Here is a 24,417-nt window from a genome sequence, read left to right as displayed (position 1 = left end):
GCTTTTATCCTTTTGTGCAATGCGCTGAATGCGCCGAGAATCAACCCTTCCCCACCTTCCTGACCATTCGAGTGTGATGATCATGCAACATCCGGCACGTACCGAACTCTGGGCCATTCTGCGGCTATCGGGGCCGTTGATTGCCTCACAGTTGGCGCACATGCTGATGGTGCTGACCGACACCTTGATGATGGCGCGCTTGAGCCCCGAGGCACTGGCCGGCGGAGGCCTGGGCGCGGCGAGCTATTCGTTCGTGGCGATCTTCTGCATCGGCGTGATCGCAGCCGTGGGCACCCTGGTCGCCATTCGCCATGGCGCGGGCGATATCGACGGCGCCACTCGCCTGACCCAGGCCGGGCTGTGGCTGGCGTGGCTGATGGCCCTGGCGGCGGCGTTGCTGTTATGGAACTTGAAGCCGGTGCTGCTGATGTTCGGCCAGACCGAAACCAACGTGCATGCGGCCGGGCAATTCCTGACGATCCTGCCCTTTGCCCTGCCCGGCTACCTGAGCTTCATGGCCCTGCGCGGCTTTACCAGCGCCATCGGCAAGGCCACCCCGGTGATGGTGATCAGCCTGTGCGGCACCGTGGTCAACTATCTGCTCAACCATGCGCTGATCGAAGGCATGTTCGGCCTGCCGAAACTGGGCCTGATGGGCATCGGCCTGGTGACCGCCATCGTCGCCAATGGCATGGCGCTGGCACTGATGTGGTACATCCGCAGCAACCGCACCTACGCCGCCTACCCGCTGGGCACAGGCCTGCTGCGCCTGAATACCCACTACCTGCGCGAGCTGTGGCGCCTGGGCCTGCCGATTGGCGGCACCTATGCGGTAGAGGTCGGGTTGTTTGCCTTTGCGGCGTTGTGCATGGGCACCATGGGCAGCACGCAGTTGGCGGCACACCAGATCGCCCTGCAGATTGTCTCGGTGGCCTTCATGGTGCCGGCGGGGATGTCCTACGCGGTGACCATGCGCATCGGCCAGCATTACGGCGCCGGGCAGTTGCTGCAGGCACGCCTGGCCGGACGAGTGGGCATAGGATTCGGCGCCATGGTGATGTTGGGGTTTGCGGCGGTACTGTGGCTGTTTTCCGACCCGCTGATCGGACTGTTCCTCGACCATGACGACCCGGCGTTCCATGACGTCATCGTCCTGGCGGTGAGCCTGCTGGCCGTCGCCGCCTGGTTTGAATTGTTCGATGGCGTGCAGACCATCGCCATGGGTTGTATCCGTGGCCTGAAGGACGCCAAGACCACCTTCCTGGTGGGCCTGGGTTGCTATTGGCTGATTGGCGCACCGTCAGCCTGGTTGATGGCGTTCACCCTGGGCTGGGGGCCAACAGGCGTCTGGTGGGGCCTGGCACTGGGCCTGGCGTGTGCGGCGGTGAGCCTGACCTGGGCATTTGAGGCGAAGATGAAGCGGATGATTCGGCAGGAGCCAGATGCTCCTGTTGGTTTCCAAGCGGCACTGCCTGACTAGCGAGTGCACGCGGCACATGTGGGAGCTGGCTTGCCTGCGATAGCGGTGTGTCAGNGGCAAGCCAGCTCCCACATTTGAACCACTTTGAAGGCTTAACCCAACAGCGCCTGCTGGCTTTGCCCGAACATCAGGTATTCCACCAGCTCGGGCAGCGGCAACGGCTTGCTGATCAGGTAACCCTGGACCTGGTCGCACCCAAACAAGCGCAAAAGTTCAAGTTGCTCAGGGGTTTCCACGCCTTCGGCGACCACTTCCAGGTTGAGGTTGTGGGCCAGGTTGATCATGGCGTGCACCAGCTTGCGGTTTTCTTCGCGCTCTTCCATGCCGCCGACAAAGCTCTTGTCGATCTTCAACAAGGCAATCGGCAGGCTGTTGAGGTGCACAAACGACGAAAAACCGGTGCCGAAGTCATCCAGGGAAAACCGCACACCCAGCCGGCCAAGGGCGTCCATGGTCTGCTTGACCAGGTCGCTGCGGCGCATCACGGCGGTTTCGGTCAATTCGAACTCCAGCCATTGCGCTTCCACGCCGCGCTCGGCAATCAGGCGGCTGAGGGTAGACAGCAACTGACTGTCCTGGAACTGGCGAAACGACAGGTTGACCGCCATGTGCAGCGGCGGCAGGCCGCGTTCACGCAGGTCTTGCATGTCGCGCAGGGCTCGGGAGATCACCCAGTAGCCCAATGGCACGATCAAGCCACTCTGTTCGGCCAGCGGCACGAACTCGCTGGGCGGCAACAAGCCGCGCTCGCCGTGACGCCAGCGCACCAGGGCTTCGAGGCCAACGATATGACCGTCGTCCAGGTCCAGGCGCGGCTGGTAATGCAGCTCCAACTCATCGCGACGCAAAGCCCGGCGCAGTTCACTTTCCAGGTCGGCCAGGCTGCGCGCGTTGCGGTTGATGCGTTCATTGAAGATATGAAAGGTACAGCCCTGGGTGCTTTTGGCCTGCTGCATGGCGATATGGGCGTGCCACATCAACGGGTCGGCGCCAGCGCGGGCTCGAGCATGGGCCATACCCAGGCTGCAACCGATCAACAGGCTTTCGCCATCCACCCAATAGGGTTCGGCCATCACTTCGGTGATGCGCTCGGCCATCCATTCGGCGCGCTGGGGCGCCCGGCGGGTATCGATCAACAAGGCAAACTCATCGCTGCCCAGGCGCGCCAGTTGGTCCCCGGCTTCGAGCTGGCTCTTGAGCCGCGACACCACTTGCAGGATCAAACGGTCGCCCGCCTGATGGCCGAGGGCATCGTTGGCATGACGAAAATTGTCCAGGTCCAGATGGCCGAGGGCCAGGCCACGGCCTTCGTTTTCTGCCAGCCGGGCGGCCAGCAAGGTCTGGAAGCCCTGACGGTTGGCAATACCGGTGAGCGGGTCTTGCTCGGCCAGGCGCTGCAAGGTGTTTTCCAGCACGCCGCGCTCGCGCACATGGCGCAGGCAGCGGCGCAATGTGTCGGCGTCCAATGCATCCAACACCAACCAATCGCTGACACCCAGCGGCGACACCAGTGGCTCCTGCTCCAGCAGCAATACACACGGCAGGCTGCACCGGCCGGGGCCGGGCTGCAGGCTGGGCGTGGTCAATAACACAGCACCCTGGTCGTCATCGAACAGGCGGCTTACCGAGTCCCAGTTGGGCGCACTGATCAGCACAGCCCCTTCGCCCATCGGCGCCAGGCACTCGCGCAACAACGCTGCCCACTCGGGCTCATCGGCCAGCAGCAGCAAACGCAAGGGTTCGACAGGCGTAGACACGCTAACTCCCTAGACTCTGCAAAATTTCATTAGCGGTGCCATTATGACGTGCGGCCTGACAATGACAAAGGATGACAAATGATAGGTGTTATCAAAAACGTAGACTGTAAATATTAGTCTCGAATAATCCTTAACATCCTGCGGCAAAGTAGCAAAACCGGCAAATTTAGATCGAGTGGTACGTCACACCGTCGTTCTATGGCAGCAGAATCTTTCCAGCCTGTTAAAATGCCCGCCCTTTTGAACAACGACCCCTGAAATTCCGTATGTCCCGACTCAATCCCCGGCAGCAAGAAGCCGTGAACTACGTCGGCGGCCCTCTATTGGTGCTCGCCGGTGCAGGCTCCGGCAAGACCAGCGTGATCACGCGCAAGATCGCGCACTTGATCCAGAACTGCGGCATCCGCGCCCAGTACATCGTCGCCATGACCTTCACCAACAAGGCGGCACGGGAAATGAAAGAGCGGGTCGGCACCCTGCTCAAAGGCGGCGAAGGCCGCGGCCTCACCGTGTGCACCTTCCACAACCTGGGCCTGAACATCATCCGCAAGGAGCATGTGCGACTGGGCTACAAGCCCGGCTTCTCGATCTTCGACGAGACCGACGTCAAGGCCCTGATGACCGACATCATGCAGAAGGAATACGCGGGCGACGACGGCGTCGACGAAATCAAGAACATGATCGGCTCGTGGAAAAACGACCTGATCCTGCCCGCCGAAGCCCTGGAAGCTGCACGCAACCCCAAGGAGCAGACCGCTGCCATCGTCTACACCCACTACCAGCGCACGCTCAAGGCGTTCAACGCGGTGGACTTCGACGACCTGATCCTGCTGCCGGTCAAGCTGTTCCAGGAGCACAAGGACATCCTTGAGAAGTGGCAAAACAAGGTGCGCTACCTGCTGGTGGACGAATATCAGGACACCAACGCCAGCCAATACCTGCTGGTGAAATTACTGATCGGCACGCGCAACCAGTTCACCGTGGTGGGCGACGACGACCAGTCGATCTACGCCTGGCGCGGCGCCCGCCCGGAAAACCTGATGCTGCTCAAGGAAGACTACCCCTCCTTGAAAGTGGTGATGCTGGAGCAGAACTACCGCTCCACCAGCCGCATCCTGCGTTGCGCCAACGTGCTGATCTCCAACAACCCCCACGAGTTTGAAAAACAACTGTGGAGCGAGATGGGCCATGGCGACGAGATCCGTGTGATCCGCTGCCGCAACGAAGACGCCGAAGCCGAGCGCGTCGCCGTGGAAATCCTCAGCCTGCACTTGCGCACCGACCGGCCCTACAGCGACTTTGCGATCCTGTATCGCGGCAACTACCAGGCCAAACTGATCGAGCTGAAGCTGCAGCATCACCAGGTGCCGTATCGCCTGTCGGGCGGCAACAGCTTTTTCGGACGCCAGGAAGTCAAAGACCTGATGGCCTACTTCCGGCTGATCGTGAACCCGGACGACGACAACGCCTTCCTGCGCGTGATCAACGTGCCACGCCGGGAAATCGGCTCGACGACCCTGGAAAAGCTCGGCAACTACGCCACCGAACGCAAGATCTCGATGTACGCCGCCACCGACGAAATCGGCCTGGGCGAACACCTGGACACGCGCTTCACTGATCGCCTGTCACGCTTCAAGCGCTTCATGGACAAGGTCCGCGAGCACTGCGCCGGCGAAGACCCGATCAGCGCCCTGCGCAGCATGGTCATGGACATCGACTATGAAAACTGGCTGCGCACCAACAGCTCCAGCGACAAGGCCGCCGATTACCGCATGGGCAACGTCTGGTTCCTGATTGAAGCGCTGAAGAACACCCTGGAAAAAGACGAAGACGGCGAGATGACCGTCGAGGACGCCATCGGCAAGCTGGTGTTGCGCGACATGCTCGAGCGCCAGCAAGAAGAGGAAGACGGTGCCGAAGGCGTGCAGATGATGACCTTGCATGCGTCCAAGGGCCTGGAGTTTCCCTACGTGTTCATCATGGGCATGGAAGAGGAAATCCTCCCGCACCGCTCCAGCATCGAAGCCGACACCATCGAGGAAGAACGCCGCCTGGCCTACGTGGGCATTACCCGCGCACGTCAGACCCTGGCCTTCACCTTTGCAGCCAAGCGCAAGCAATACGGTGAAATCATCGATTGTGCCCCCAGCCGGTTCCTGGATGAACTGCCGCCGGACGACCTGGCCTGGGAAGGCAATGACGACACTCCCACCGAGGTGAAGGCCGTTCGCGGCAACACCGCCTTGGCGGATATACGCGCGATGTTAAAGCGCTAGAATCGACTACTTTTTAATCTACTTTCGGCGCACAACGCGCCATTAGAGGAAGCTTTCCGTGGAAGCACTGCACAAGAAAATTCGCGAAGAAGGCATCGTGCTTTCCGATCAGGTCCTCAAGGTTGACGCCTTTCTGAACCACCAGATCGACCCGGCACTGATGAAACTGATCGGCGACGAGTTCGCCGCACTGTTCAAGGATTCGGGCATCACCAAGATCGTCACCATCGAAGCGTCGGGCATTGCCCCGGCGATCATGACCGGGCTGAACCTGGGTGTGCCGGTGATCTTCGCCCGCAAGCAGCAATCCTTGACGCTCACGGAAAACCTGCTGTCGGCCACGGTGTATTCCTTCACCAAGAAAACCGAAAGCACCGTGGCGATCTCCCCGCGCCACCTGACCAGCAGCGACCGCGTGCTGGTGATCGATGACTTTTTGGCCAACGGCAAGGCGTCCCAGGCGCTGATCTCGATCATCAAGCAGGCCGGCGCGACCGTAGCCGGCTTGGGCATTGTGATCGAGAAGTCGTTCCAGGGTGGGCGTGCAGAACTGGATGCACAGGGTTATCGGGTTGAGTCGCTGGCGCGGGTGAAGTCGCTGGCCGGTGGTGTCGTGACCTTTATCGAGTAATCACTGTGTGGGAGCTGGNCGACTGACAGGCCCTCATCGCAGGCAAGCCAGCTCCCACATTAGGTTTTGCGTTGCGCTGTCAGTGGGCGGTGGCCTGCAGTCCGGCCAGCAGCAAGCGTTGATACAGGTCTTCCTTGATGCCCTCCGGCTTATCCAAGCGCATCCGCTGCAAATGCTCGGGAAACGCCTCCGGCTCCGGCGCGTCGAGTGCCGCCTTGCCCAACTCCAGAATTTCCGTGAGCTTGAATTTGCTCTTGAGCCAGTTCAGCGCCCGCAACAAGTCCCGCTCCTCATCCGTGAAGTCACTGCCCAGGGGGTATTCGGGAAACAAGCGACGGTGCCTGGCCTGAATCGCCTGGAGCCGCTGCGGCGTGTTGTCGGCAAAACGCGGATCCAACTGGAAATCCTTGGGCAGTTTGCCGGCCTTTTGCGCCTGCTCAATCAAGTCGTGCTGGAACCTTGAGTCAGTGATGTTCAGCAACGCTTCGATCACCTTGGCATCCGTCTGACCGCGCAAGTCGGCAATACCGTATTCGGTAATGACGATATCCCGCAGGTGCCGGGGAATGGTGCAGTGGCCGTACTCCCAGACGATATTGGAACTGACCTCACCCGCCGACTCGCGCCAGCTGCGCAAAATCAGGATTGAGCGTGCACCTTCCAGCGCATGCCCCTGGGCCACGAAATTGTATTGCCCACCCACGCCACTGAGCACGCGACCGTCTTCCAACTGATCAGCCACGCCAGCACCGAGCAAGGTGACCATGATGGCGCTGTTGATAAACCGAGCATCCAGGCGCTGCAGGCGCTTGAGTTCTTCCTGGCCGTACAGCTCGTTGATGTAGCTGATGCGGGTCATGTTGAACGCCTGGCGCTTGGTGTGGGTCATTTCCTGCAAGCGCTGGTAAAAACTGCGAGGCCCCAGGAAGAAACCGCCATGGATCGACACGCCATCGGGTTGCGCCGCGTCGTCCAGGGTGCCCGCGTTGGCCTGCATCTGGGTCGCCACATCCGGGTAGACCTTGCGCCGCACGATCCCGGCATCGGCCAATACCAGCAGGCCGTTGACGAACATCTCGCTGCAACCGTAAAGGCCACGGGCAAACGGCTCGACGCCGCCTTCGCGGCTGATCAACGGCGCCCACTGGTACACATCCAAGTCGGTGAGCAACAGGCGATAGGCTTCGTTGTCGGCCTGGCGCGCCAGCAAGGCAGCCGTCAGTGCATCGCCCATGGAGCCGATGCCAATCTGCAACGTACCGCCATCACGCACCAGGGTGCTGGCATGCAGGCCGATAAAATGATCCTGAAAGCCCACCGGCATGTTCGGAGTGGAGAACAGCGTGGTGCTGTCTTTTTCATCCAGCAGGTAGTCGAACTCATCCATGCCCAACTCGGCATCGCCAGGCATGTAGGGCAAATCGCTATGGACCTGGCCGACGACCAGGATGGTCTCCCCAGCCGCGCGGCGCTTGGCGATCATGGGCATCAGGTCGAGGGTGATATCCGGGTTGCAGCTCAGGCTCAGGCGGTCGGGATGCTCGCTGCTACTGGCAACCAATTGCGCCACCAGGTTCAGGCCGGCGGCATTGATGTCGCGGGCCGCATGGCTGTAGTTGCTGCTGACGTAATCCTGCTGCGCCGCGGCGCTGTGGAGCAAGCTGCCGGGCTGCATGAAGAATTGCTGCACACGGATATTCCTCGGCAGGCTGCCCTTGTGCAGGTCCGCGAGGAAATCCAACTCGGGGTAGTCGCCAAACACTCGTTCGATGAAAGGTTCGATAAAGCGCTTTTGAAGACCGTCACCCTGCGTAGGACGGCCCAGGCTCAAGGCCGTATAGAGCGTCAGCGCCCGTTCGGGCAATTTTGCGATGCGCCGGTACAGCGCGTTGACGAACAGGTTGGGCTTGCCCAGCCCCAGCGGCATGCCCATGTGGATATGCGCCGGCAGGCGCTCCAGTACGTCGTCAACTGCTTGCTCGATTGAACACAACTGCACCATCCGACTGCTCCCGAACATTCCATGAATTAGGGGTTGGACCGAGCTTGCCGGGTCTTTGCTGCAATGAACAGCCTGAATACCAAATCGCGGGCACAAAAAAGCCGCTGGTAAGCGGCATTTTTGACGAAGATCGGCCGATTACAGCCCGGACATCTTCTTGATCGCACCCTTGAGGTCGTCATCCGAACAATCAGCGCAGGTGCCTTTGGGCGGCATGGCGTTGATACCGGTGATGGCCTTGGCCAGGATGCCATCGAGGCCACCTTGATGGTCGGCGCGTTCTTTCCATGCGGCGGTGTCGCCAATTTTTGGCGCACCCAAAAGGCCGCTGCCGTGGCACGCATTACAGTGCTTGGCGATGATCTCATCGGGGGTTTTCGCGCCGCCGCCGCCGGCTGCCACGGCAACTTCCATGCCCTTGCATTCCTGGCCCTGGACGCAAACCTGGCCCACAGGCTCCAGGCGCTTGGCAATGTCATCATTGGTCGCAGCTTGAGCGCTGACAGCCCATAGGGCCAGTACGGTTGCTGGTGCAGCCAGCATTTTCATAATTAGGTTCACGCGTTCACCCTCAATGGTGGCTATTCACGCCTGCGGCCACGGTTTCGCAGGCGGCGAAAGTATAACGGTTAGCCCGCCTGGCCGAAACAACCCTATTAAATAAAGGGAGATTCGGCCTCACGGTGTACAGCTGCGGGAACCTCTGCAACGCTGGCAGGGCGCCTCTATTCTTAAAAGTTCGCGGGTGTGGCTGCGCTGATTAGTCGCGCCGGCACGTCGAACGGATTGCGAAAACGATGAGGCCTGGTGCTTTCAAAGTAGTAGCTATCGCCCGCTTCGAGCACAAAAGTTTCAAGACCGACCACCAATTCCAGGCGCCCTTCCACCAGAATTCCGGTTTCTTCGCCTTCATGGGTGAGCATTTCTTCGCCCGTGTCGGCACCCGGAGGGTAGATTTCATTGAGAAATGCGATAGCCCGGCTTGGGCGCGCCCGGCCCACCAGTTTCATGGTGACGGCACCGTCAGAGATGTCGATCAGCTCATTGGCTTTATAGACGATCTGCGTCGGTATTTCCTGGAGCACTTCTTCGGAGAAGAACTCGACCATGGACATGGGGATACCGCCCAACACCTTGCGCAGGGAGCTGATCGAGGGGCTGACGCTGTTTTTCTCGATCATCGAAATGGTGCTGTTGGTGACGCCCGCACGCTTGGCGAGCTCACGCTGGGAAAGACCTTTGAGTTTACGGATGGATTGCAGTCGTTCGCCGACGTCCAATGCAGGAGCCTCCTAGGATTCAGGCTTTGTTGTAATTGAGCGTTATCATGGCGACAGCGTTCAGTATTTACAACACTTGGGCCTAAATCCCGGTGTGCTCGGTTCGTTGCCGGCGGCTAAGCGCCGCTATAGAGCCTTGGCACTCGGCGCAGATTGCAGAAAATCTGATAGGGGATGGTCTCGGCGGCCACGGCAACATCACTGGCGAGGATGTGCTTGCCCCACAACTCTACGTTGGAACCAAGGCCCGCCTGGGGCAAGTCGGTGAGGTCGACACACAGCATGTCCATGGACACGCGCCCCAGCAGCCGGCTGCGCTGGCCAGCGACCAGCACCGGGGTACCGGTCGGCGCATGACGTGGGTAACCGTCGGCATAACCCATGGCAACCACGCCGATGCGCATCGGCTTGGGCGTGACGAACCTGGCGCCGTAGCCCACCGGCTCACCGGCCGGCAACTCGCGCACGCAGATGACTTTGGACTCCAGGGTCATCACAGGCTGCAAGCGCGCGGCGAGGGCCTGGTCTTCGCCAAAGGGCGTTGCGCCATAAAGCATGATACCGGGGCGCACCCAGTCGCTGGACACGCTTGGCCAGCCCAATACAGACGGTGAGTTGCGCAGGCTGACCTCAGCCGCCAGCCCCTGGCGCGCCGCCTCAAACACCGTTACTTGTTCGTTGCTGCTGACGCAATCGAGCTCATCGGCGCGGGCAAAATGGCTCATCAGCACGATTTTCGCCACTTTGCCACTCGCCAGCAGGCGCTGATACGCCTCCTGGTAATCCTTGGGGTGCAGGCCCACACGGTGCATGCCCGAGTCCAGCTTCAGCCACACTGTCAGCGGCTTGCTCAAACGAGCTTGCTCGATGGCGTCCAACTGCCAAAGCGAATGCACCACGCACCACAAATCCTGCTCGATGATCAGCGGCAACTCGTCGGCTTCGAAAAAACCTTCCAGCAGCAACACCGGCGCACGAATGCCGGCGGCGCGCAGTTCCAGCGCTTCCTCGATGCACGCCACCGCGAACCCGTCGGCTTGCGCCTCCAGTGCCTGGGCCACGGGCACCGCGCCATGGCCGTAGGCATCGGCCTTGATCACGGCGAGGGCCTTGGCCCCGGTGACTTCTCGGGCCAATTGGTAGTTATGGCGCAGGGCTTGGAGATCAATCAGGGCACGGGCTGGACGCATGGCGGCAGGCTTCTAGGCAGCAAAGTCAATAAAAAACCGGTGCCGACCAACAACGCCGGCACCGGGAGAGGGATCGTTGTTAAGGCAGCGCAGCCACGACAGACAGCTCTACCAGAATCTCGGGTTCGCACAGCTTGGCTTGGACCGTGGCTCGGGCCGGGGCGACGCCTTTGGGCAGCCATTTGTCCCATACCGCGTTCATCAAAGCGAAGTCGGCGTCGATGTCCTTCAGGTAGATCGTTACCGACAGCAACCTGGACTTGTCGGTACCCGCAAGGTCCAGCAAGCGCTCGATATTGATCAGGGTTTCACGGGTCTGCTGCTCAATCCCGGCGCTCATGTCGTCGCCAACTTGCCCTGCCAGGTACACGGTACCGCTGTGGACAACGATCTGGCTCATGCGCTCATTGGTGAGCTGGCGCTGGATTGACATGTTGTGCGGACTCCTGGTGGTTGCCATAACGGGAAATATCGAGGCCTGCGGCGCTGATCTGCGGCGTTTTCTTCGCCATCAGGTCGGCCAGCAAGCGACCTGAACCACAGGCCATGGTCCAACCGAGGGTACCGTGGCCTGTATTCAGGAACAGGTTCTTGAACGGCGTGGCACCCACAATCGGTGTACCGTCCGGGGTGGTCGGGCGCAGGCCGGTCCAGAAACTGGCCTGGGCCAGATCGCCGCCCTGAGGATAAAGGTCGTTGACGATCATCTCCAGGGTTTCACGTCGCCGCGGGTTCAGCGACAGGTCAAAACCGGCTATTTCAGCCATGCCACCGACGCGAATACGGTTGTCGAAACGGGTGATCGCGACTTTGTAGGTTTCATCGAGAATGGTCGAGGTCGGCGCCATTGCCGGGTTAGTGATCGGCACAGTCAGCGAATAACCCTTGAGCGGGTACACCGGCGCCTTGATCCCCAATGGCTTGAGCAACTTGGGCGAGTAACTGCCGAGAGCCAGTACATAGCGGTCGGCAGTTTCCAGCTTGCCGTCGATCAGCACACCGTTGATGCGGTCGCCTGCGTAGTCCAGGCGCTGGATGTCTTGTTCGAAGCGGAATTCCACGCCCAATTGTTTGCACATTTCGACCAGGCGCGTGGTGAACATCTGGCAATCGCCCGTCTGGTCGTTGGGCAGGCGCAAGGCACCCGCGAGGATATCGGTGACGCTGGCCAGGGCCGGTTCAACCCGGGCAATGCCGGCTCGGTCGAGCAATTCGAATGGCACGCCGGACTCTTTCAGCACGGCGATGTCCTTGGCGGCGCCATCGAGCTGGGCCTGGGTGCGGAACAGTTGGGTAGTCCCGAGGCTGCGCCCTTCGTAGGCAATGCCGGTCTCGGCGCGCAATTCGTCAAGGCAGTCGCGGCTGTACTCGGACAGGCGCACCATGCGTTCCTTGTTCACCGCGTAGCGGCTAGCCGTGCAGTTGCGCAGCATCTGCGCCATCCACAGGTATTGGTCGATATCGGCGGTGGCCTTGATCGCCAGCGGCGCGTGGCGCTGAAGCAGCCATTTGATGGCCTTGAGCGGCACACCCGGCGCGGCCCATGGCGAGGCGTAGCCAGGGGACACCTGACCGGCATTAGCGAAACTGGTTTCCATGGCAGCGGCAGGCTGACGATCAACCACCACAACGTCGAAGCCGGCCCGCGCCAAATAGTAGGCACTGGTCACCCCAATGACGCCGCTACCCAAGACCAGAACGCGCATTTTTATATCCTCATCGCGGGCTCAGCCGCTGACGTGTGTTATTCGAGCAATGATGGGCGCAGTGTAAAAAACAATCGGCAGTGCATTTCACTATATAAATGCCTATATTTGGCGACAATTCTTGGCAAAAACCCTTTTGACAGAGGCGTATCCCCTATGCGTACCAACACCCAGACCAAGCGGGAGCTGGACAAGATCGACCGCAATATCCTGCGCATCCTGCAAACCGACGGGCGCATCTCGTTCACGGAGCTGGGGGAAAAGGTCGGGCTGTCCACCACGCCCTGCACCGAGCGCGTGCGGCGCCTGGAGCGCGAAGGGATCATCATGGGCTACAACGCACGGCTCAATCCCCAGCATTTGAAGGGAAGTTTGCTGGTATTTGTCGAGATCAGCCTGGATTACAAGTCGGGTGACACCTTTGAAGAATTTCGCCGAGCCGTGCTGAAACTGCCTCACGTGCTGGAATGCCATCTCGTGTCGGGTGATTTCGACTACCTGGTGAAAGCGCGAATCTCGGAGATGGCGTCGTACCGCAAATTGCTGGGCGATATCCTGCTCAAACTCCCCCATGTGCGGGAATCCAAGAGCTATATCGTGATGGAAGAGGTGAAAGAGAGCCTGAACCTGCCGATCCCTGACTGACCCAGTGACACAACACGGTCAAATGTGGGAGCTGGCAAGCCAGCTCCCACAGTTTTAACCGAGTACATCCGCTAGACCAACACCTGCCGGGTACTCGCCATGTACTCATGAATCTGCTTCTCCACCCGCGGATGAATCAGCTCCACTGGCCGCCTGCCATTGGGGCACGGCAAGGTCTTGGTGGTGCCGAACAGGCGACAGATCAGCGGCCGCTCGTCATACACCGTGCAACCCTTGGGCCCCAGGTGTACGCAGTTCAGCGCGTCCATCGCCGCCTCTTGCTCGGCAGCGGTCTTGCGCGGCAGACGCGACATTTCCTCGGGCGAGGTGGTCACCGGCCCACAGCAGTCGTGGCAACCGGGGACGCACTCGAACGAAGGAATCTGGCGACGCAGCGCGCTGATTTTCTGACTGTTGCAACTCATCGAAACCCATACCGAACGGCGAATAGACGTGGATTCTGACGCAAAAAGCCCCGCGCAGACAGCGTCGTGCGACCCCTGTATCCTGCGTCAAATTTTCCAGACAGGGAGGTTCCCCATGACCGCCAGCGCCCGGCACACCGCTTCCTACTACGCCGCCAGCAGCGTCCCGCAACCGGATTACCCGACGCTGACGGGTGAGGTGAACGCCGATGTCTGTGTGATCGGCGGGGGGTTCTCCGGGCTCAACACCGCCCTGGAGTTGGCCGAGCGCGGCTTTCGCGTGGTGTTGCTGGAGGCGCGCAAAATCGGTTGGGGCGCCAGCGGGCGCAATGGCGGCCAGTTGATTCGCGGTGTCGGCCACGGGCTGGATCAGTTCACCCAGGTGATCGGCAGCGACGGCGTGCGCCAGATGAAGCTGATGGGCCTGGAAGCCGTGGAGATCGTGCGCGAGCGTGTGGAGCGCTTCCAGATCCCCTGTGACCTGACCTGGGGCTACTGCGACCTGGCCAACAAACCCCGCGACCTGCAGGGCCTGGCCGAGGATGCCGAAGAGCTGCGCAGCCTGGGCTACCGCCACGAAGTGCGCCTGTTGCAAGCCAGCGAGATGGGCACCGTAATCGGCTCTGATCGCTATGTAGGCGGCATGATCGACATGGGTTCCGGCCATCTGCACCCGCTGAATCTGGCACTGGGTGAGGCTGCCGTTGCCCAGCAGTTGGGCGTGGCGCTGTACGAGCAATCCCAAGTGACCCGTATCGACTATGGCCCTGAGGTCAAGGTGCATACCGCCCAAGGCACTGTGCGCGCCAAGACCCTGGTACTGGCCTGCAACGCCTACCTGAACGGGCTCAACCCGCAACTGAGCGGCAAGGTGTTGCCTGCCGGCAGCTACATCATTGCCACCGAGCCCTTGAGCGAGGCGCAAGCCACCCGCCTGTTACCGCAGAACATGGCCGTGTGTGACCAGCGCGTGACGGTGGATTACTTCCGCCTGTCCGCCGACCGTCGCCTGTTGTTCGGCGGCGCCTGCCACTACTCCGGTCGAGACCCCAAGGACATCGGCGCCTACATGCGACCGAAGATGCTGCAGGTATTCCCCCAATTGGCAGATGTGAAAATCGACTACCAATGGGGCGGCATGATCGGCATCGGCGCCAACCGCCTGCCGCAGATTGGCCGCCTGGCCGATCAACCCAACGTGTATTACGCCCAGGCCTATGCCGGCCATGGCCTCAACGCCACGCACCTGGCGGGCAAGCTGCTGGCCGAGGCCATCAGCGGCCAGCAACAGGGGCGTTTCGATCTGTTCGCCCAAGTGCCACACATCACCTTCCCCGGCGGTAAACACCTGCGTTCGCCGCTGCTGGCACTGGGGATGCTCTGGCACCGCCTCAAAGAACTGCTCTGATCAATCGCGCCAGAAGGGTTTCAAACCCTCACGGCGCGCCTGATCGGCGGTCAGCCCGATGTCGCGTAACTGCTCGCGGCTCAGATCCAGCAGGGCCTTGCGCGTATGGCGACGGCGCCAGAACAGATTCCAGCGGCCAGAAGCCGAGGCAGTGATCACCTGTTCCTGCGCTGCTTCCAGTTCCTGACTGCGTAACGCCAGCCGTACATCGCTCATGCCGCTCATTTGACTGCCCCTCATTGGCCTGTTGCCTTGAGTGATCAGCATGCGTGGGCGGCCAGAACCATTACAGATTCAGCCAACTTTTATTAAATACATACAGATGCTGCCTTTGAGTGGTTGAATCCTGTATTTTTCCCCTATCTGTACTGGTCCCTCGGGAGCGACCACCCATGACCCTTTACGTCAACCTCGCCGAATTGCTCGGCACCCGTATTGAACAGGGCTTCTATCGTCCGGGCGATCGACTGCCCTCGGTGCGGGCCTTGAGTGTGGAACATGGGGTAAGCCTGAGCACCGTGCAGCAGGCGTATCGGTTGCTCGAAGACAACGGCCTGGCGATGCCCAAGCCCAAGTCGGGCTATTTTGTTCCGGTGGGCCGTGAACTGCCGGCACTGCCCGAGATAGGCCGCCCGGCCCAACGACCAGTGGAAATCTCCCAATGGGACCTGGTGCTGGAACTGATTCGTGCGGTGCCGCGCAAAGACGTCATACAGATGGGCCGAGGCATGCCGGATGTATTGTCGCCTACCTTGAAGCCGTTGCTGCGTAGCCTCGCCCGTGTCAGCCGGCGCCAAGACCTGCCGGGGCTGTATTACGACAATATCCTCGGCTGTATGGAACTGCGTGAGCAAATCGCCCGGCTGTCATTGGACTCCGGCTGCCAACTGAGCGCCGAAGACATCGTGATCACCACTGGCTGCCACGAAGCCCTCTCCGCCAGCATTCACGCCATTTGTGAGCCCGGCGATATCGTCGCGGTGGATTCGCCCAGCTTCCACGGTGCCATGCAGACCCTCAAGGGCCTGGGCATGAAAGCCCTGGAAATCCCCACCGACCCGCTCACCGGCATCAGCCTGGAGGCCCTGGAGCTGGCGCTGGAACAGTGGCCGATCAAAGTCATCCAGCTCACCCCAAACTGCAACAACCCCTTGGGCTACATCATGCCGGAAGCGCGCAAACGCGCCTTGCTGACCTTGGCCCAGCGCTTTGACGTGGCGATTATCGAAGACGATGTGTATGGCGAGCTGGCCTACAGCTACCCACGCCCGCGCACCATCAAATCCTTCGACGAAGACGGCCGTGTGCTGCTGTGCAGCTCGTTCTCCAAAACTCTGGCGCCCGGCCTGCGCATTGGTTGGGTCGCACCGGGACGCTATCTGGAGCGGGTGCTGCACATGAAATACATCAGCACCGGCTCTACGGCCACGCAGCCGCAGATTGCCATTGCCGAATTCCTCAAAGGCGGTCATTTCGAGCCTCATTTACGTAGGATGCGTACCCAATACCAGCGTAATCGCGACTTGATGCTCGATTGGGTCAGCCGTTATTTCCCCGCTGGCACGCGCGCCAGCCGGCCCCAAGGCAGCTTCATGCTATGGATTGAGCTGCCGGAGGGCTTCGACACCTTGAAGCTCAACCGCGTGCTGGTGGAACAAGGTGTACAGGTGGCTGTAGGCAGTATCTTCTCCGCCTCCGGCAAGTACCGTAACTGCTTGCGCATGAACTACGCTGCCAAGCCAACGACGCAGATTGAAGAGGCCGTGCGCAAGGTAGGTGCCGCTGCACGCAAGATGCTGCAAGAGACGGCGGACTGACCTTTCCCGAGCAAATGCCGTCATATGCCACAACCGCCCTGACCTGGAAGCAGTTTCCTTGATGATTCGACGGCTTTTACCGTTTTGCCTGCTGGGCGCCCTGGCCCTGGGCGGCTGTGCCACGGTCGACACCCCGCGCATCCCCAGCGATGCCCTGCCGGCGAAGGACTCCTCGTTCGGTCGCTCGATCCAGGCCCAGGCCGCCCCCTACCAAGGACGCTCGGGCTTCCGCTTGCTGCCCAACAGCAGTGAAGCCTTCATGGCACGTGCCGAGTTGATCCGCAACGCCCAGACCAGCCTCGACTTGCAGTACTACATCGTGCACGACGGCATCAGCACACGCATGCTTGTGGACGAACTGCTCAAGGCCGCCGACCGCGGGGTGCGCGTACGGATTCTGCTGGACGACACCACCAGCGATGGCCTCGACCAGATCATCGCCACCCTCGCCGCCCATCCCAAGGTGCAGATACGCCTGTTCAACCCGCTGCATCTGGGCCGTAGCACCGGCGTCACGCGCGCCATGGGCCGTGTATTCAACCTGTCACTGCAACACCGGCGCATGCATAACAAGCTGTGGCTGGCCGATAACAGCGTGGCCATCGTTGGCGGGCGCAACCTGGGCGACGAGTATTTCGACGCCGAACCGAACCTGAATTTTACCGACATCGACATGCTCAGCGTCGGGCCGGTGGCCGAGCAATTGGGTCACAGCTTCGACCAGTACTGGAACAGCGCCTTGAGCAAGCCTATCGATGACTTCGTCTCGAACAAACCCTCCAAGGTCGACCTCGCCGTCGCCCGCGGGCGCCTTGAAGCCTCCCTGGCTCAGTCCCGTCAGCAGAACCACGCGCTGTATAACCGCCTGCGCACGTACCAGACCCAGCCCCGCATGGACATCTGGCGCCGCGAGTTGATCTGGGCCTGGAACCAGGCGCTGTGGGACGCGCCGAGCAAGGTACTGGCCAAGGCCGACCCCGACCCTCGACTGCTGCTGACCACTCAGCTGGCGCCAGAGCTGGCGGGTGTCAGCCATGAGCTGATCATGATTTCGGCTTACTTCGTACCGGGCCAACCTGGGCTGGTCTACCTCACAGGGCGTGCCGATGCGGGTGTTTCGGTGCGCCTGCTGACCAACGCCCTCGAAGCCACCGACGTACCGGCCGTGCACGGCGGTTATGCGCCGTATCGCAAGGCGCTGCTGGAGCACGGGGTAAAGCTCTATGAGCTGCGCCGGCAACCGGGCGACCCCAGCGCAAGCAGCGGCCCGCACCTGTTTCGGCATGGCAGCTGGCGCGGCTCGGACTCCAGCCTGCACAGCAAGGCGATGATCTTCGACCGAGAAAAGTCGTTTATCGGCTCGTTCAATTTCGACCCGCGCTCAGTGTTGTGGAATACCGAAGTCGGCGTACTGGTGGACAGCCCAGAGCTGGCCGAACACGTGCGCAACCTGGCGCTGGAAGGTATGGCGCCGGCGTTGAGCTATGAGGCCAAACTGCAGGACAGCCAGGTGGTGTGGGTGACAGAAGACAACGGCCAGATGCACACCCTGACCCGCGAACCGGGCAGTTGGTGGCGACGGTTCAATGCCTGGTTCGCCACCAGTGTTGGCCTGGAACGCATGCTCTAAAAAACACTGCACATCACCTGTGGGAGCCGGGCTTGCCCGCGATAGNCGACTGGCAAACCGTTATCGCAGGCAAGCCCGGCTCCCACAATTGATTGCATTTCGAGGTCAGGCCGGCTGCGTAGCGCCGAAAGCCCCCTGACGCAGCAACAGCACCACCAACCCCAGCGCCCCGGCCGCCATCAACAGCGGCAGCGCATGCCCACTGATCCACTGGCTGCCCGCCCCCGCCACCAGCGGCCCGATCAGACAGCCAATACCCCACAGCTGCGCCACGTGAGCGTTGGCACGCACCAACGCATCGTCGCGGTAGCGCTCGCCAATCAAAATCAGCGACAAGGTGAACAACCCGCCGGCACTGGCGCCGAACAGCACCCACACCGGCCAGATCAGCAAGGTGTGCATCAATAACGGCACCGCCAGGCTCGACGCCAGCAACAGCAGTGCACAGGCCAGAAACAGAGTGCGTCGCGGCAGATAGTCGGCCAGCGCGCCAATGGGCAATTGCAGCAACGCATCGCCCACCACCACCGTGCTGACCATCGCCAAGGCGATCTCGGCAGTAAAACCCTGTTGCAGGCAGTACACCGGCAACAGCGTCAGGATCATCGCTTCAAACGCAGCAAACAACGCCACGGCCCAGGCAATCGCCGGCAGGCCTAGGCAAAAGCGCCACAGGTCGCCAAAGGTCACGCTGAACGAATCCGCCGTCGGCGCGCCGGTACGTCCCAGCAACAGCAGCGGCGCCAGCACCAAAAGGCCCGCGCCGACCCAGAAGCCGTAGTCATGGTCGGTGCCAATCAGGCCCAACAGCAACGGCCCCGACAGCTGGCTCAAGGCATAGCTGCAGCCATACAGCGCCACCAGGCGGCCACGCCACTGCTCGACCACCAATTGGTTGATCCAGCTTTCACCCAGGATAAATACGATGGTCAGGATCACCCCGATCATCAGCCTGAGCACCAGCCACACCGGGTAGCTGGGCAGGATCGCCAGCAAGCCGATGGACACCGCACCGGCCCACAGGCACAGGCGCATCAGGTTGGCAGTGCCGAGCCAGGACGCCATGCGGCTGGAGACCTTGGCACCTAGCAGTACGCCGAATGCCGGCATCGCCGCCATCACGCCAATAGCGAAACTGCCATAACCCCAGCCTTCAAGACGCAGGGATACCAACGGCATGCTGACACCCAGAGCCAGGCCAACGCTGAGTACCGACGCCAGCACGGCGAAATATGTCGCCCAACGCATTGCCACGCTCCTGTGAATAATTCTGCTTCGCAAAACGACTGTAGGAGCGAGCTTGCTCGCGAAAAACGTTAACGATGACGCGTTCATGCTGGATAAACGCGGCGCCTTCAGGTTCTTCGCGAGCAAGCTCGCTCCTACAGGGGGATCAGCAGTGTTGCTTAGAGCTTGATCCAGGTCGCCTTCAGCTCGGTGTACTTGTCGAATGCATGCAGCGACTTGTCGCGGCCATTACCCGACTGCTTGAAACCACCGAACGGTGCAGTCATATCGCCGCCGTCGTACTGGTTAACCCACACGCTGCCGGCGCGCAGCGCCTTGGCCGTCAGGTGTGCCTTGGAGATGTTCGCCGTCCACACCGCCGCAGCCAGACCGTATTGGGTGTCGTTGGCGATCGCAATGGCTTCTTCGGCGCTGTCGAAAGTGATCACCGACAGGACCGGGCCAAAGATCTCTTCCTGGGCGATTTTCATGGCATTGGTCACGCCGTCGAAAATCGTCGGCTCGACGTAGGTGCCGCCGGACTCTTCCAGGGTGCGCTTGCCACCCGCGACCAGCTTGGCGCCATCGGCGTGGCCAGCTTCAATGTACGAAAGCACGGTGTTCATCTGCTGCGTATCCACCAATGCACCCACAGTGGTGGCTGGGTCCAGTGGGTTGCCGGGTTTCCAGCCCTTGAGGGCCTCGATCACCAGCGGCAGGAAGGTGTCCTTGATCGAACGCTCGACCAGCAGCCGCGAGCCGGCGGTGCAGACTTCGCCCTGGTTGAAGGCAATGGCGCTGGCGGCGGATTCGGCCGCCGCTTGCAGGTTCGGCGCGTCGGCAAACACGATGTTCGGGCTCTTGCCGCCAGCCTCCAGCCATACACGCTTCATGTTCGATTCGCCAGAGCGGATCAACAGTTGCTTGGCGATCTTGGTCGAGCCCGTGAACACCAGGGTATCGACGTCCATATGCACCGCCAGCGCATTACCTACCGTGTGGCCATAGCCAGGCAGCACGTTGAACACGCCTTTTGGAATACCAGCCTCAACGGCCAACGCGGCGATGCGGATGGCGGTGAGCGGGGATTTTTCGGACGGCTTCAGGATGACAGAGTTGCCGGTAGACAGCGCCGGGCCGAGTTTCCAGCAGGCCATCATCAACGGGAAGTTCCACGGCACGATGGCGCCAACGACGCCGACGGGCTCGCGGGTCACCAGGCCCAGTTGATCGTGGGGCGTGGCGGCGACTTCATCGTAGATCTTGTCGATCGCCTCGCCGCTCCAGCTCAGGGCTTGCGCCGCGCCGGGGACGTCGATGTTCAGGGAATCGCTGATGGGTTTGCCCATGTCCAGGGTTTCGAGCAGCGCCAGCTCTTCGGCGTTAGCCTTGAGCAGCGCGGCGAAACGGATCATGACTGACTTGCGCTTGGCCGGCGCCAGGCGCGACCACACACCGGAATTGAAGGTGGCACGCGCATTTTCCACGGCGCGCTGGGCGTCGCTGGCATCACAGCTGGCGACAGTGGCCAGCAAGCGCCCATCCACCGGGCTGATGCATTCGAAGGTATCACCGGAAACGGCGGCGGTGTATTCGCCATTGATATAGGCGCGGCCTTCGATTTTCAGAGCCTTGGCGCGTTGTTCCCAGTCGGCACGGGTCAGGGTGGTCATGCGAGTGTCCTCCTCTTATTGAATACAAGGGCCTGGGAGGTTTATCCCGGCGCCATCACGAATGCTTGCCCGGCCAGCCTGCTGTTCGGCTCAAGGCAGCTGCCACCCTAAACCAGCGGCTGGGGATGTTTCAATATATTTGACAGAACGGCGGCAAACGCCCTTGCGATGTTCATTTTAATAAACATAGACTTTGGGCTCTCCAACCGCAGGCCAGACGGGAAATGCACATGAGCATCCAGGACATCGTCGATTTCAGCCAAGCCAACACCGCCCCCGAACGCTACCGCCCTGCCGCCGAGAAAATCCTCAAGGGCGACCCCGAACAGACACTCTACAACCACTACAACAGCCCATGCGGCCAGATGAACGCGGGCGTCTGGGAAGGTGAAGTGGGCCAGTGGAAGGTCAATTACACCGAGCATGAGTACTGCGAGATCGTGCAAGGCGTGTCGGTGTTGCGCGATGCCGAGGGGAATGCCAAGACACTGCGGGCCGGCGACCGCTTTGTGATCCCTGCCGGTTTCAGTGGTACCTGGGAAGTGCTGGAAGCGTGCCGCAAGATCTACGTGGTGTTTGAAGAGAAAGCCTGATCATTGGTTGATCGACAACGGGACGCTGAGCGTCCGAGACGGCATTCCCACGCAGAGCGTGGGAACGATCAGCAGAGCGTGGGAACGATCAGGCAAAAAAAAGCCCGCATCGTGAGATACGGGCTTTTTTTCACAAGGAAGAAAATCAATTACTTGATTTTGCCTTCTTTGTAGATCACGTGCTTGCGAACGCGCGGGTCGAACATTTTCTTTTCGAGCTTGTCCGGGGTAGTACGCTTGTTCTTGTCGGTAGTGTAGAAGTGACCAGTACCGGCGCTAGAGATCATTCGAATCAATTCACGCATGATAGAGCTCCTTAGATCTTGCCAGCGGCGCGGATTTCGGCCAGCACGACAGTGATGCCACGCTTGTCGATAATACGCATGCCTTTAGCAGATACACGCAGGCGAACAAAACGTTTCTCTTCTTCAACCCAGAAGCGGTGATGCTGCAGGTTCGGCAGGAAACGACGACGGGTTTTGTTATTTGCGTGGGAAATGTTATTCCCAGTCACCGGACCCTTACCGGTAACTTGACAGACTCTCGACATGCCTCAGCCCTCTAAAACCACATGCCCAACCCGGCATGGGTTGGCCGCTTAATCTCTCAGTCATTTGGCGCCAGGCGCCGCGTTTCTTTAGGGTCTTACCGGCTACACCTACAGTGAAGGAACCGGGCCCCTAGAAAAGAGCGCTGCTTTATACCAGAAAGACCCCAGTGCAACAACAACCTGTGTACTTTTAGCAGCGTAAATCTTGGCCACAAGTGCCTGAACCGCTGCCAGGAGGGGCCGCTGTAACAGCCGACCGCTCGTCGCACAGAATGATTTACAACGTCTGCGGTCACAGGGAAGTGCACGGCGAAACACGCTGAGGCGCCATCAAAACAGCATTTTGGCCAAAAGCACAGGCAAAAATGGGCTAGTCATTTATCAATCAGACCTCTACGGTAGGCTTTTTCCAGACTGCACTCGCAGATGGGCCTTCGATCTGCACAGGAAACCGAATATGCGCCTCGCTGCCCTACCGCTATTGCTTGCCCCTCTCTTTATTGCGCCGATGGCCGTTGCGGCCACCAACTTGAGCGTATGCACCGAGGCCAGCCCCGAAGGGTTCGATGTGGTGCAGTACAACTCACTGACCACCACCAACGCCTCGGCCGACGTGCTGATGAACCGTTTGGTGGAATTCGACGCGGCCAGTGGCAAGTTGGTACCGAGCCTTGCAGATAGCTGGGAAGTGTCGCCCGATGGGCTGACGTACACCTTCAAACTGCACCCCGATGTGAAATTCCATCGCACCAGCTATTTCAGCCCAAGCCGCACCCTGACGGCCGAAGATGTACGCTTCAGCTTCGAGCGCATGCTCGACCCGGCCAACCCGTGGCACAAGATCGCCCAGAGCGGCTTTCCTCACGCCCAGTCCCTGCAATTGCCGGCACTGGTCAAGAAAATCGACGCCCTTGACCCACTGACCGTACGCTTCACCCTCGACCATGCCGATTCCACCTTCCTCCCAGCACTGAGCATGGGCTTTGCGTCGATCTATCCGGCTGAATATGCCGATAAATTGCTCAAGGCCGGCACACCCGAGAAGCTCAACAGCCAGCCAATCGGCACCGGCCCGTTTGTGTTCGTGCGTTTCCAGAAAGATGCCGTGGTGCGTTACAAGGCCAACCCGGACTACTTCGCCGGCAAACCGGCGGTGGACAACCTGATTTTCGCCATCACCCCGGACGCCAACGTACGCCTGCAGAAACTGCACCGCGATGAATGCCAGATCGCCCTGTCACCCAAGCCCCTGGATGTGGGCGAGGCCGAAAAAGACGCGGTCATGAAGGTGGAAAAAACCGCCGCCTTCATGACCGCGTTCGTCGCCATCAACAGCCAGCACCCACCGCTGGACAAGCCCGAAGTGCGCCAGGCGATCAACCTGGCCTTTGATAAGGGCAGCTACCTCAAGGCCGTGTTCGAAGGCACCGCCGAAGCGGCCAACGGTGTCTACCCGCCGAACACCTGGAGCTATGCCAAAGAGTTGCCAGGCTACCCGCAGGACCTCGCCAAAGCCAAGGCCTTGCTGGGCCGCGCCGGGCTCAAGGACGGTTTCAAAACCACGATATGGACCCGCCCTACCGGCAGCCTGCTGAACCCCAACCCGAACCTCGGCGCCCAACTGTTGCAGGCCGACCTGGCCAAGGTTGGCATCCAGGCCGAGATTCGCGTGATCGAATGGGGCGAGTTGATCCGCCGCGCCAAGGCCGGCGAGCACGACTTGCTGTTCATGGGCTGGGCTGGGGACAACGGCGACCCGGATAACTTCCTGACGCCGCAGTTCTCCTGCGCCGCGGTGAAGTCCGGCACCAACTTTGCCCGCTATTGCGACCCTACCCTGGATAAGTTGATCAGTGCGGGCAAAACCACCAGTGAGCAAGGTGTGCGCAGCAAGCTGTATCAGCAGGCCCAGGCGCAGATCCAGCAACAGGCGCTGTGGCTGCCACTGGCGCATCCGACGGCGTTTGCCTTGACCCGCAAGAACATCCAGGGGTACCAGGTAAGCCCGTTCGGGCGCCAGGACTATTCGAAAGTCAGCCTCAAGCCCTAAGGCACAACCCCCAACCTGTAGGAGCGAGCTTGCTCGCGAAAATCGTCAACGATGACGCAGAAAAACCTGACACCCCA

22 protein-coding genes are annotated in these 24,417 nt (G+C 60.7%); 9 read left to right on the top strand and 13 right to left on the bottom strand.

Features of this window, described 5'->3' with window-relative positions; genetic code table 11:
- Nucleotides 1–76 precede the first annotated feature (76 nt).
- A complete protein-coding gene (locus ACTJLA_RS01450) occupies nt 77–1,480 on the top strand; it encodes a NorM family multidrug efflux MATE transporter (protein WP_259038967.1) in 1,404 nt (467 codons plus the stop codon).
- Between the two features lie 92 nt (nt 1,481–1,572).
- Here the strand turns inward: ACTJLA_RS01450 and ACTJLA_RS01445 are convergent, their stop codons facing one another.
- Nucleotides 1,573–3,237 (bottom strand): putative bifunctional diguanylate cyclase/phosphodiesterase, encoded by a 1,665-nt coding sequence (locus tag ACTJLA_RS01445; RefSeq protein ID WP_057975303.1) that lies wholly within the window; start codon nt 3,235–3,237, stop codon nt 1,573–1,575.
- 266 nt (nt 3,238–3,503) lie between these two features.
- Here ACTJLA_RS01445 and rep point away from each other — a divergent pair, with 266 nt between their 5' ends.
- Both rep and ACTJLA_RS01435 read left to right on the top strand, forming a co-directional pair.
- A complete protein-coding gene (gene rep / locus ACTJLA_RS01440) occupies nt 3,504–5,513 on the top strand; it encodes a DNA helicase Rep (RefSeq protein WP_314547542.1) in 2,010 nt (669 codons plus the stop codon).
- Nucleotides 5,514–5,571: 58 nt separating this feature from the next.
- A complete protein-coding gene (locus ACTJLA_RS01435) occupies nt 5,572–6,144 on the top strand; it encodes a xanthine phosphoribosyltransferase (RefSeq protein WP_003195447.1) in 573 nt (190 codons plus the stop codon).
- Nucleotides 6,145–6,223: 79 nt separating this feature from the next.
- On the opposite strand, the gene ACTJLA_RS01430 is transcribed toward ACTJLA_RS01435, so the two are convergent.
- The 6 genes from ACTJLA_RS01430 to dadA form a co-directional block, all read right to left on the bottom strand.
- Nucleotides 6,224–8,146, bottom strand: coding sequence for an acetyl-CoA hydrolase/transferase C-terminal domain-containing protein (locus tag ACTJLA_RS01430; RefSeq protein ID WP_314547540.1), 1,923 nt, complete (start codon nt 8,144–8,146; stop codon nt 6,224–6,226).
- A 138-nt stretch (nt 8,147–8,284) separates the two neighbouring features.
- Nucleotides 8,285–8,695 (bottom strand): c-type cytochrome, encoded by a 411-nt coding sequence (locus ACTJLA_RS01425; protein WP_034129081.1) that lies wholly within the window; start codon nt 8,693–8,695, stop codon nt 8,285–8,287.
- Nucleotides 8,696–8,877: 182 nt separating this feature from the next.
- Nucleotides 8,878–9,426, bottom strand: coding sequence for a cupin domain-containing protein (locus ACTJLA_RS01420; RefSeq protein WP_014720470.1), 549 nt, complete (start codon nt 9,424–9,426; stop codon nt 8,878–8,880).
- A gap of 116 nt (nt 9,427–9,542) precedes the next feature.
- On the bottom strand, nt 9,543–10,616 hold the full coding sequence (gene alr / locus ACTJLA_RS01415) for an alanine racemase (protein WP_314547535.1): 1,074 nt from the start codon (nt 10,614–10,616) through the stop codon (nt 9,543–9,545).
- Nucleotides 10,617–10,695: 79 nt separating this feature from the next.
- Entirely contained in the window at nt 10,696–11,049 is a 354-nt protein-coding gene (locus tag ACTJLA_RS01410) for a RidA family protein (protein ID WP_034129083.1), read from the bottom strand.
- Nucleotides 11,021–12,322: a D-amino acid dehydrogenase gene (gene dadA, locus ACTJLA_RS01405; protein ID WP_054896021.1), complete on the bottom strand. Its 1,302-nt coding sequence runs from the start codon at nt 12,320–12,322 to the stop codon at nt 11,021–11,023. Before dadA ends, ACTJLA_RS01410 begins: the two co-directional genes overlap by 29 nt.
- 156 nt (nt 12,323–12,478) lie before the next feature.
- Between dadA and ACTJLA_RS01400 the strand changes: the two genes are divergently transcribed.
- Complete coding sequence (locus ACTJLA_RS01400; RefSeq protein ID WP_003176896.1) at nt 12,479–12,967, top strand: Lrp/AsnC ligand binding domain-containing protein; 489 nt, start codon at nt 12,479–12,481, stop codon at nt 12,965–12,967.
- A 71-nt stretch (nt 12,968–13,038) separates the two neighbouring features.
- On the opposite strand, the gene ACTJLA_RS01395 is transcribed toward ACTJLA_RS01400, so the two are convergent.
- Nucleotides 13,039–13,392, bottom strand: coding sequence for a YkgJ family cysteine cluster protein (locus ACTJLA_RS01395; RefSeq protein WP_054919711.1), 354 nt, complete (start codon nt 13,390–13,392; stop codon nt 13,039–13,041).
- Between the two features lie 115 nt (nt 13,393–13,507).
- On the opposite strand from ACTJLA_RS01395, the gene ACTJLA_RS01390 reads away from it, so the two are divergent.
- A complete protein-coding gene (locus tag ACTJLA_RS01390) occupies nt 13,508–14,800 on the top strand; it encodes an NAD(P)/FAD-dependent oxidoreductase (protein ID WP_054919714.1) in 1,293 nt (430 codons plus the stop codon).
- On the opposite strand, the gene ACTJLA_RS01385 is transcribed toward ACTJLA_RS01390, so the two are convergent.
- Nucleotides 14,801–15,025 (bottom strand): DUF1127 domain-containing protein, encoded by a 225-nt coding sequence (locus tag ACTJLA_RS01385; protein ID WP_054919717.1) that lies wholly within the window; start codon nt 15,023–15,025, stop codon nt 14,801–14,803.
- Nucleotides 15,026–15,192: 167 nt separating this feature from the next.
- On the opposite strand from ACTJLA_RS01385, the gene ACTJLA_RS01380 reads away from it, so the two are divergent.
- The gene (locus ACTJLA_RS01380; protein ID WP_054896025.1) at nt 15,193–16,617 is read left to right on the top strand and encodes an aminotransferase-like domain-containing protein; all 1,425 of its coding nucleotides are present in this window, start codon (nt 15,193–15,195) and stop codon (nt 16,615–16,617) included.
- 61 nt (nt 16,618–16,678) lie between these two features.
- The gene (locus tag ACTJLA_RS01375) at nt 16,679–18,247 is read left to right on the top strand and encodes a phospholipase D family protein (protein WP_314547529.1); all 1,569 of its coding nucleotides are present in this window, start codon (nt 16,679–16,681) and stop codon (nt 18,245–18,247) included.
- 105 nt (nt 18,248–18,352) lie between these two features.
- Here ACTJLA_RS01375 and ACTJLA_RS01370 read toward each other — a convergent pair whose 3' ends face one another.
- Both ACTJLA_RS01370 and ACTJLA_RS01365 read right to left on the bottom strand, forming a co-directional pair.
- A complete protein-coding gene (locus tag ACTJLA_RS01370) occupies nt 18,353–19,495 on the bottom strand; it encodes an MFS transporter (protein WP_054919722.1) in 1,143 nt (380 codons plus the stop codon).
- Nucleotides 19,496–19,653: 158 nt separating this feature from the next.
- Nucleotides 19,654–21,147: an aldehyde dehydrogenase gene (locus ACTJLA_RS01365; RefSeq protein ID WP_314547525.1), complete on the bottom strand. Its 1,494-nt coding sequence runs from the start codon at nt 21,145–21,147 to the stop codon at nt 19,654–19,656.
- 230 nt (nt 21,148–21,377) lie between these two features.
- On the opposite strand from ACTJLA_RS01365, the gene ACTJLA_RS01360 reads away from it, so the two are divergent.
- On the top strand, nt 21,378–21,740 hold the full coding sequence (locus ACTJLA_RS01360; protein WP_014720478.1) for a cupin domain-containing protein: 363 nt from the start codon (nt 21,378–21,380) through the stop codon (nt 21,738–21,740).
- A 149-nt stretch (nt 21,741–21,889) separates the two neighbouring features.
- Here ACTJLA_RS01360 and rpmG read toward each other — a convergent pair whose 3' ends face one another.
- Both rpmG and rpmB read right to left on the bottom strand, forming a co-directional pair.
- Nucleotides 21,890–22,045 carry a 50S ribosomal protein L33 gene (rpmG, locus tag ACTJLA_RS01355; protein WP_003176906.1) on the bottom strand — a complete coding sequence of 52 codons (156 nt, stop codon included), beginning with the start codon at nt 22,043–22,045 and terminating at the stop codon, nt 21,890–21,892.
- A gap of 11 nt (nt 22,046–22,056) precedes the next feature.
- Nucleotides 22,057–22,290: a 50S ribosomal protein L28 gene (gene rpmB / locus ACTJLA_RS01350; protein ID WP_003176907.1), complete on the bottom strand. Its 234-nt coding sequence runs from the start codon at nt 22,288–22,290 to the stop codon at nt 22,057–22,059.
- Between the two features lie 457 nt (nt 22,291–22,747).
- Here rpmB and ACTJLA_RS01345 point away from each other — a divergent pair, with 457 nt between their 5' ends.
- Nucleotides 22,748–24,340 (top strand): ABC transporter substrate-binding protein, encoded by a 1,593-nt coding sequence (locus ACTJLA_RS01345; RefSeq protein WP_197900436.1) that lies wholly within the window; start codon nt 22,748–22,750, stop codon nt 24,338–24,340.
- The last annotated feature ends 77 nt before the right edge of the window (nt 24,341–24,417 follow it).

The organism is Pseudomonas sp. 22072 (genome assembly GCF_052046095.1).
In the GTDB taxonomy this organism is placed as follows: Bacteria; Pseudomonadota; Gammaproteobacteria; order Pseudomonadales; family Pseudomonadaceae; genus Aquipseudomonas; species Aquipseudomonas paracarnis.
This window is presented reverse-complemented; position numbering and strand designations above follow the sequence as displayed.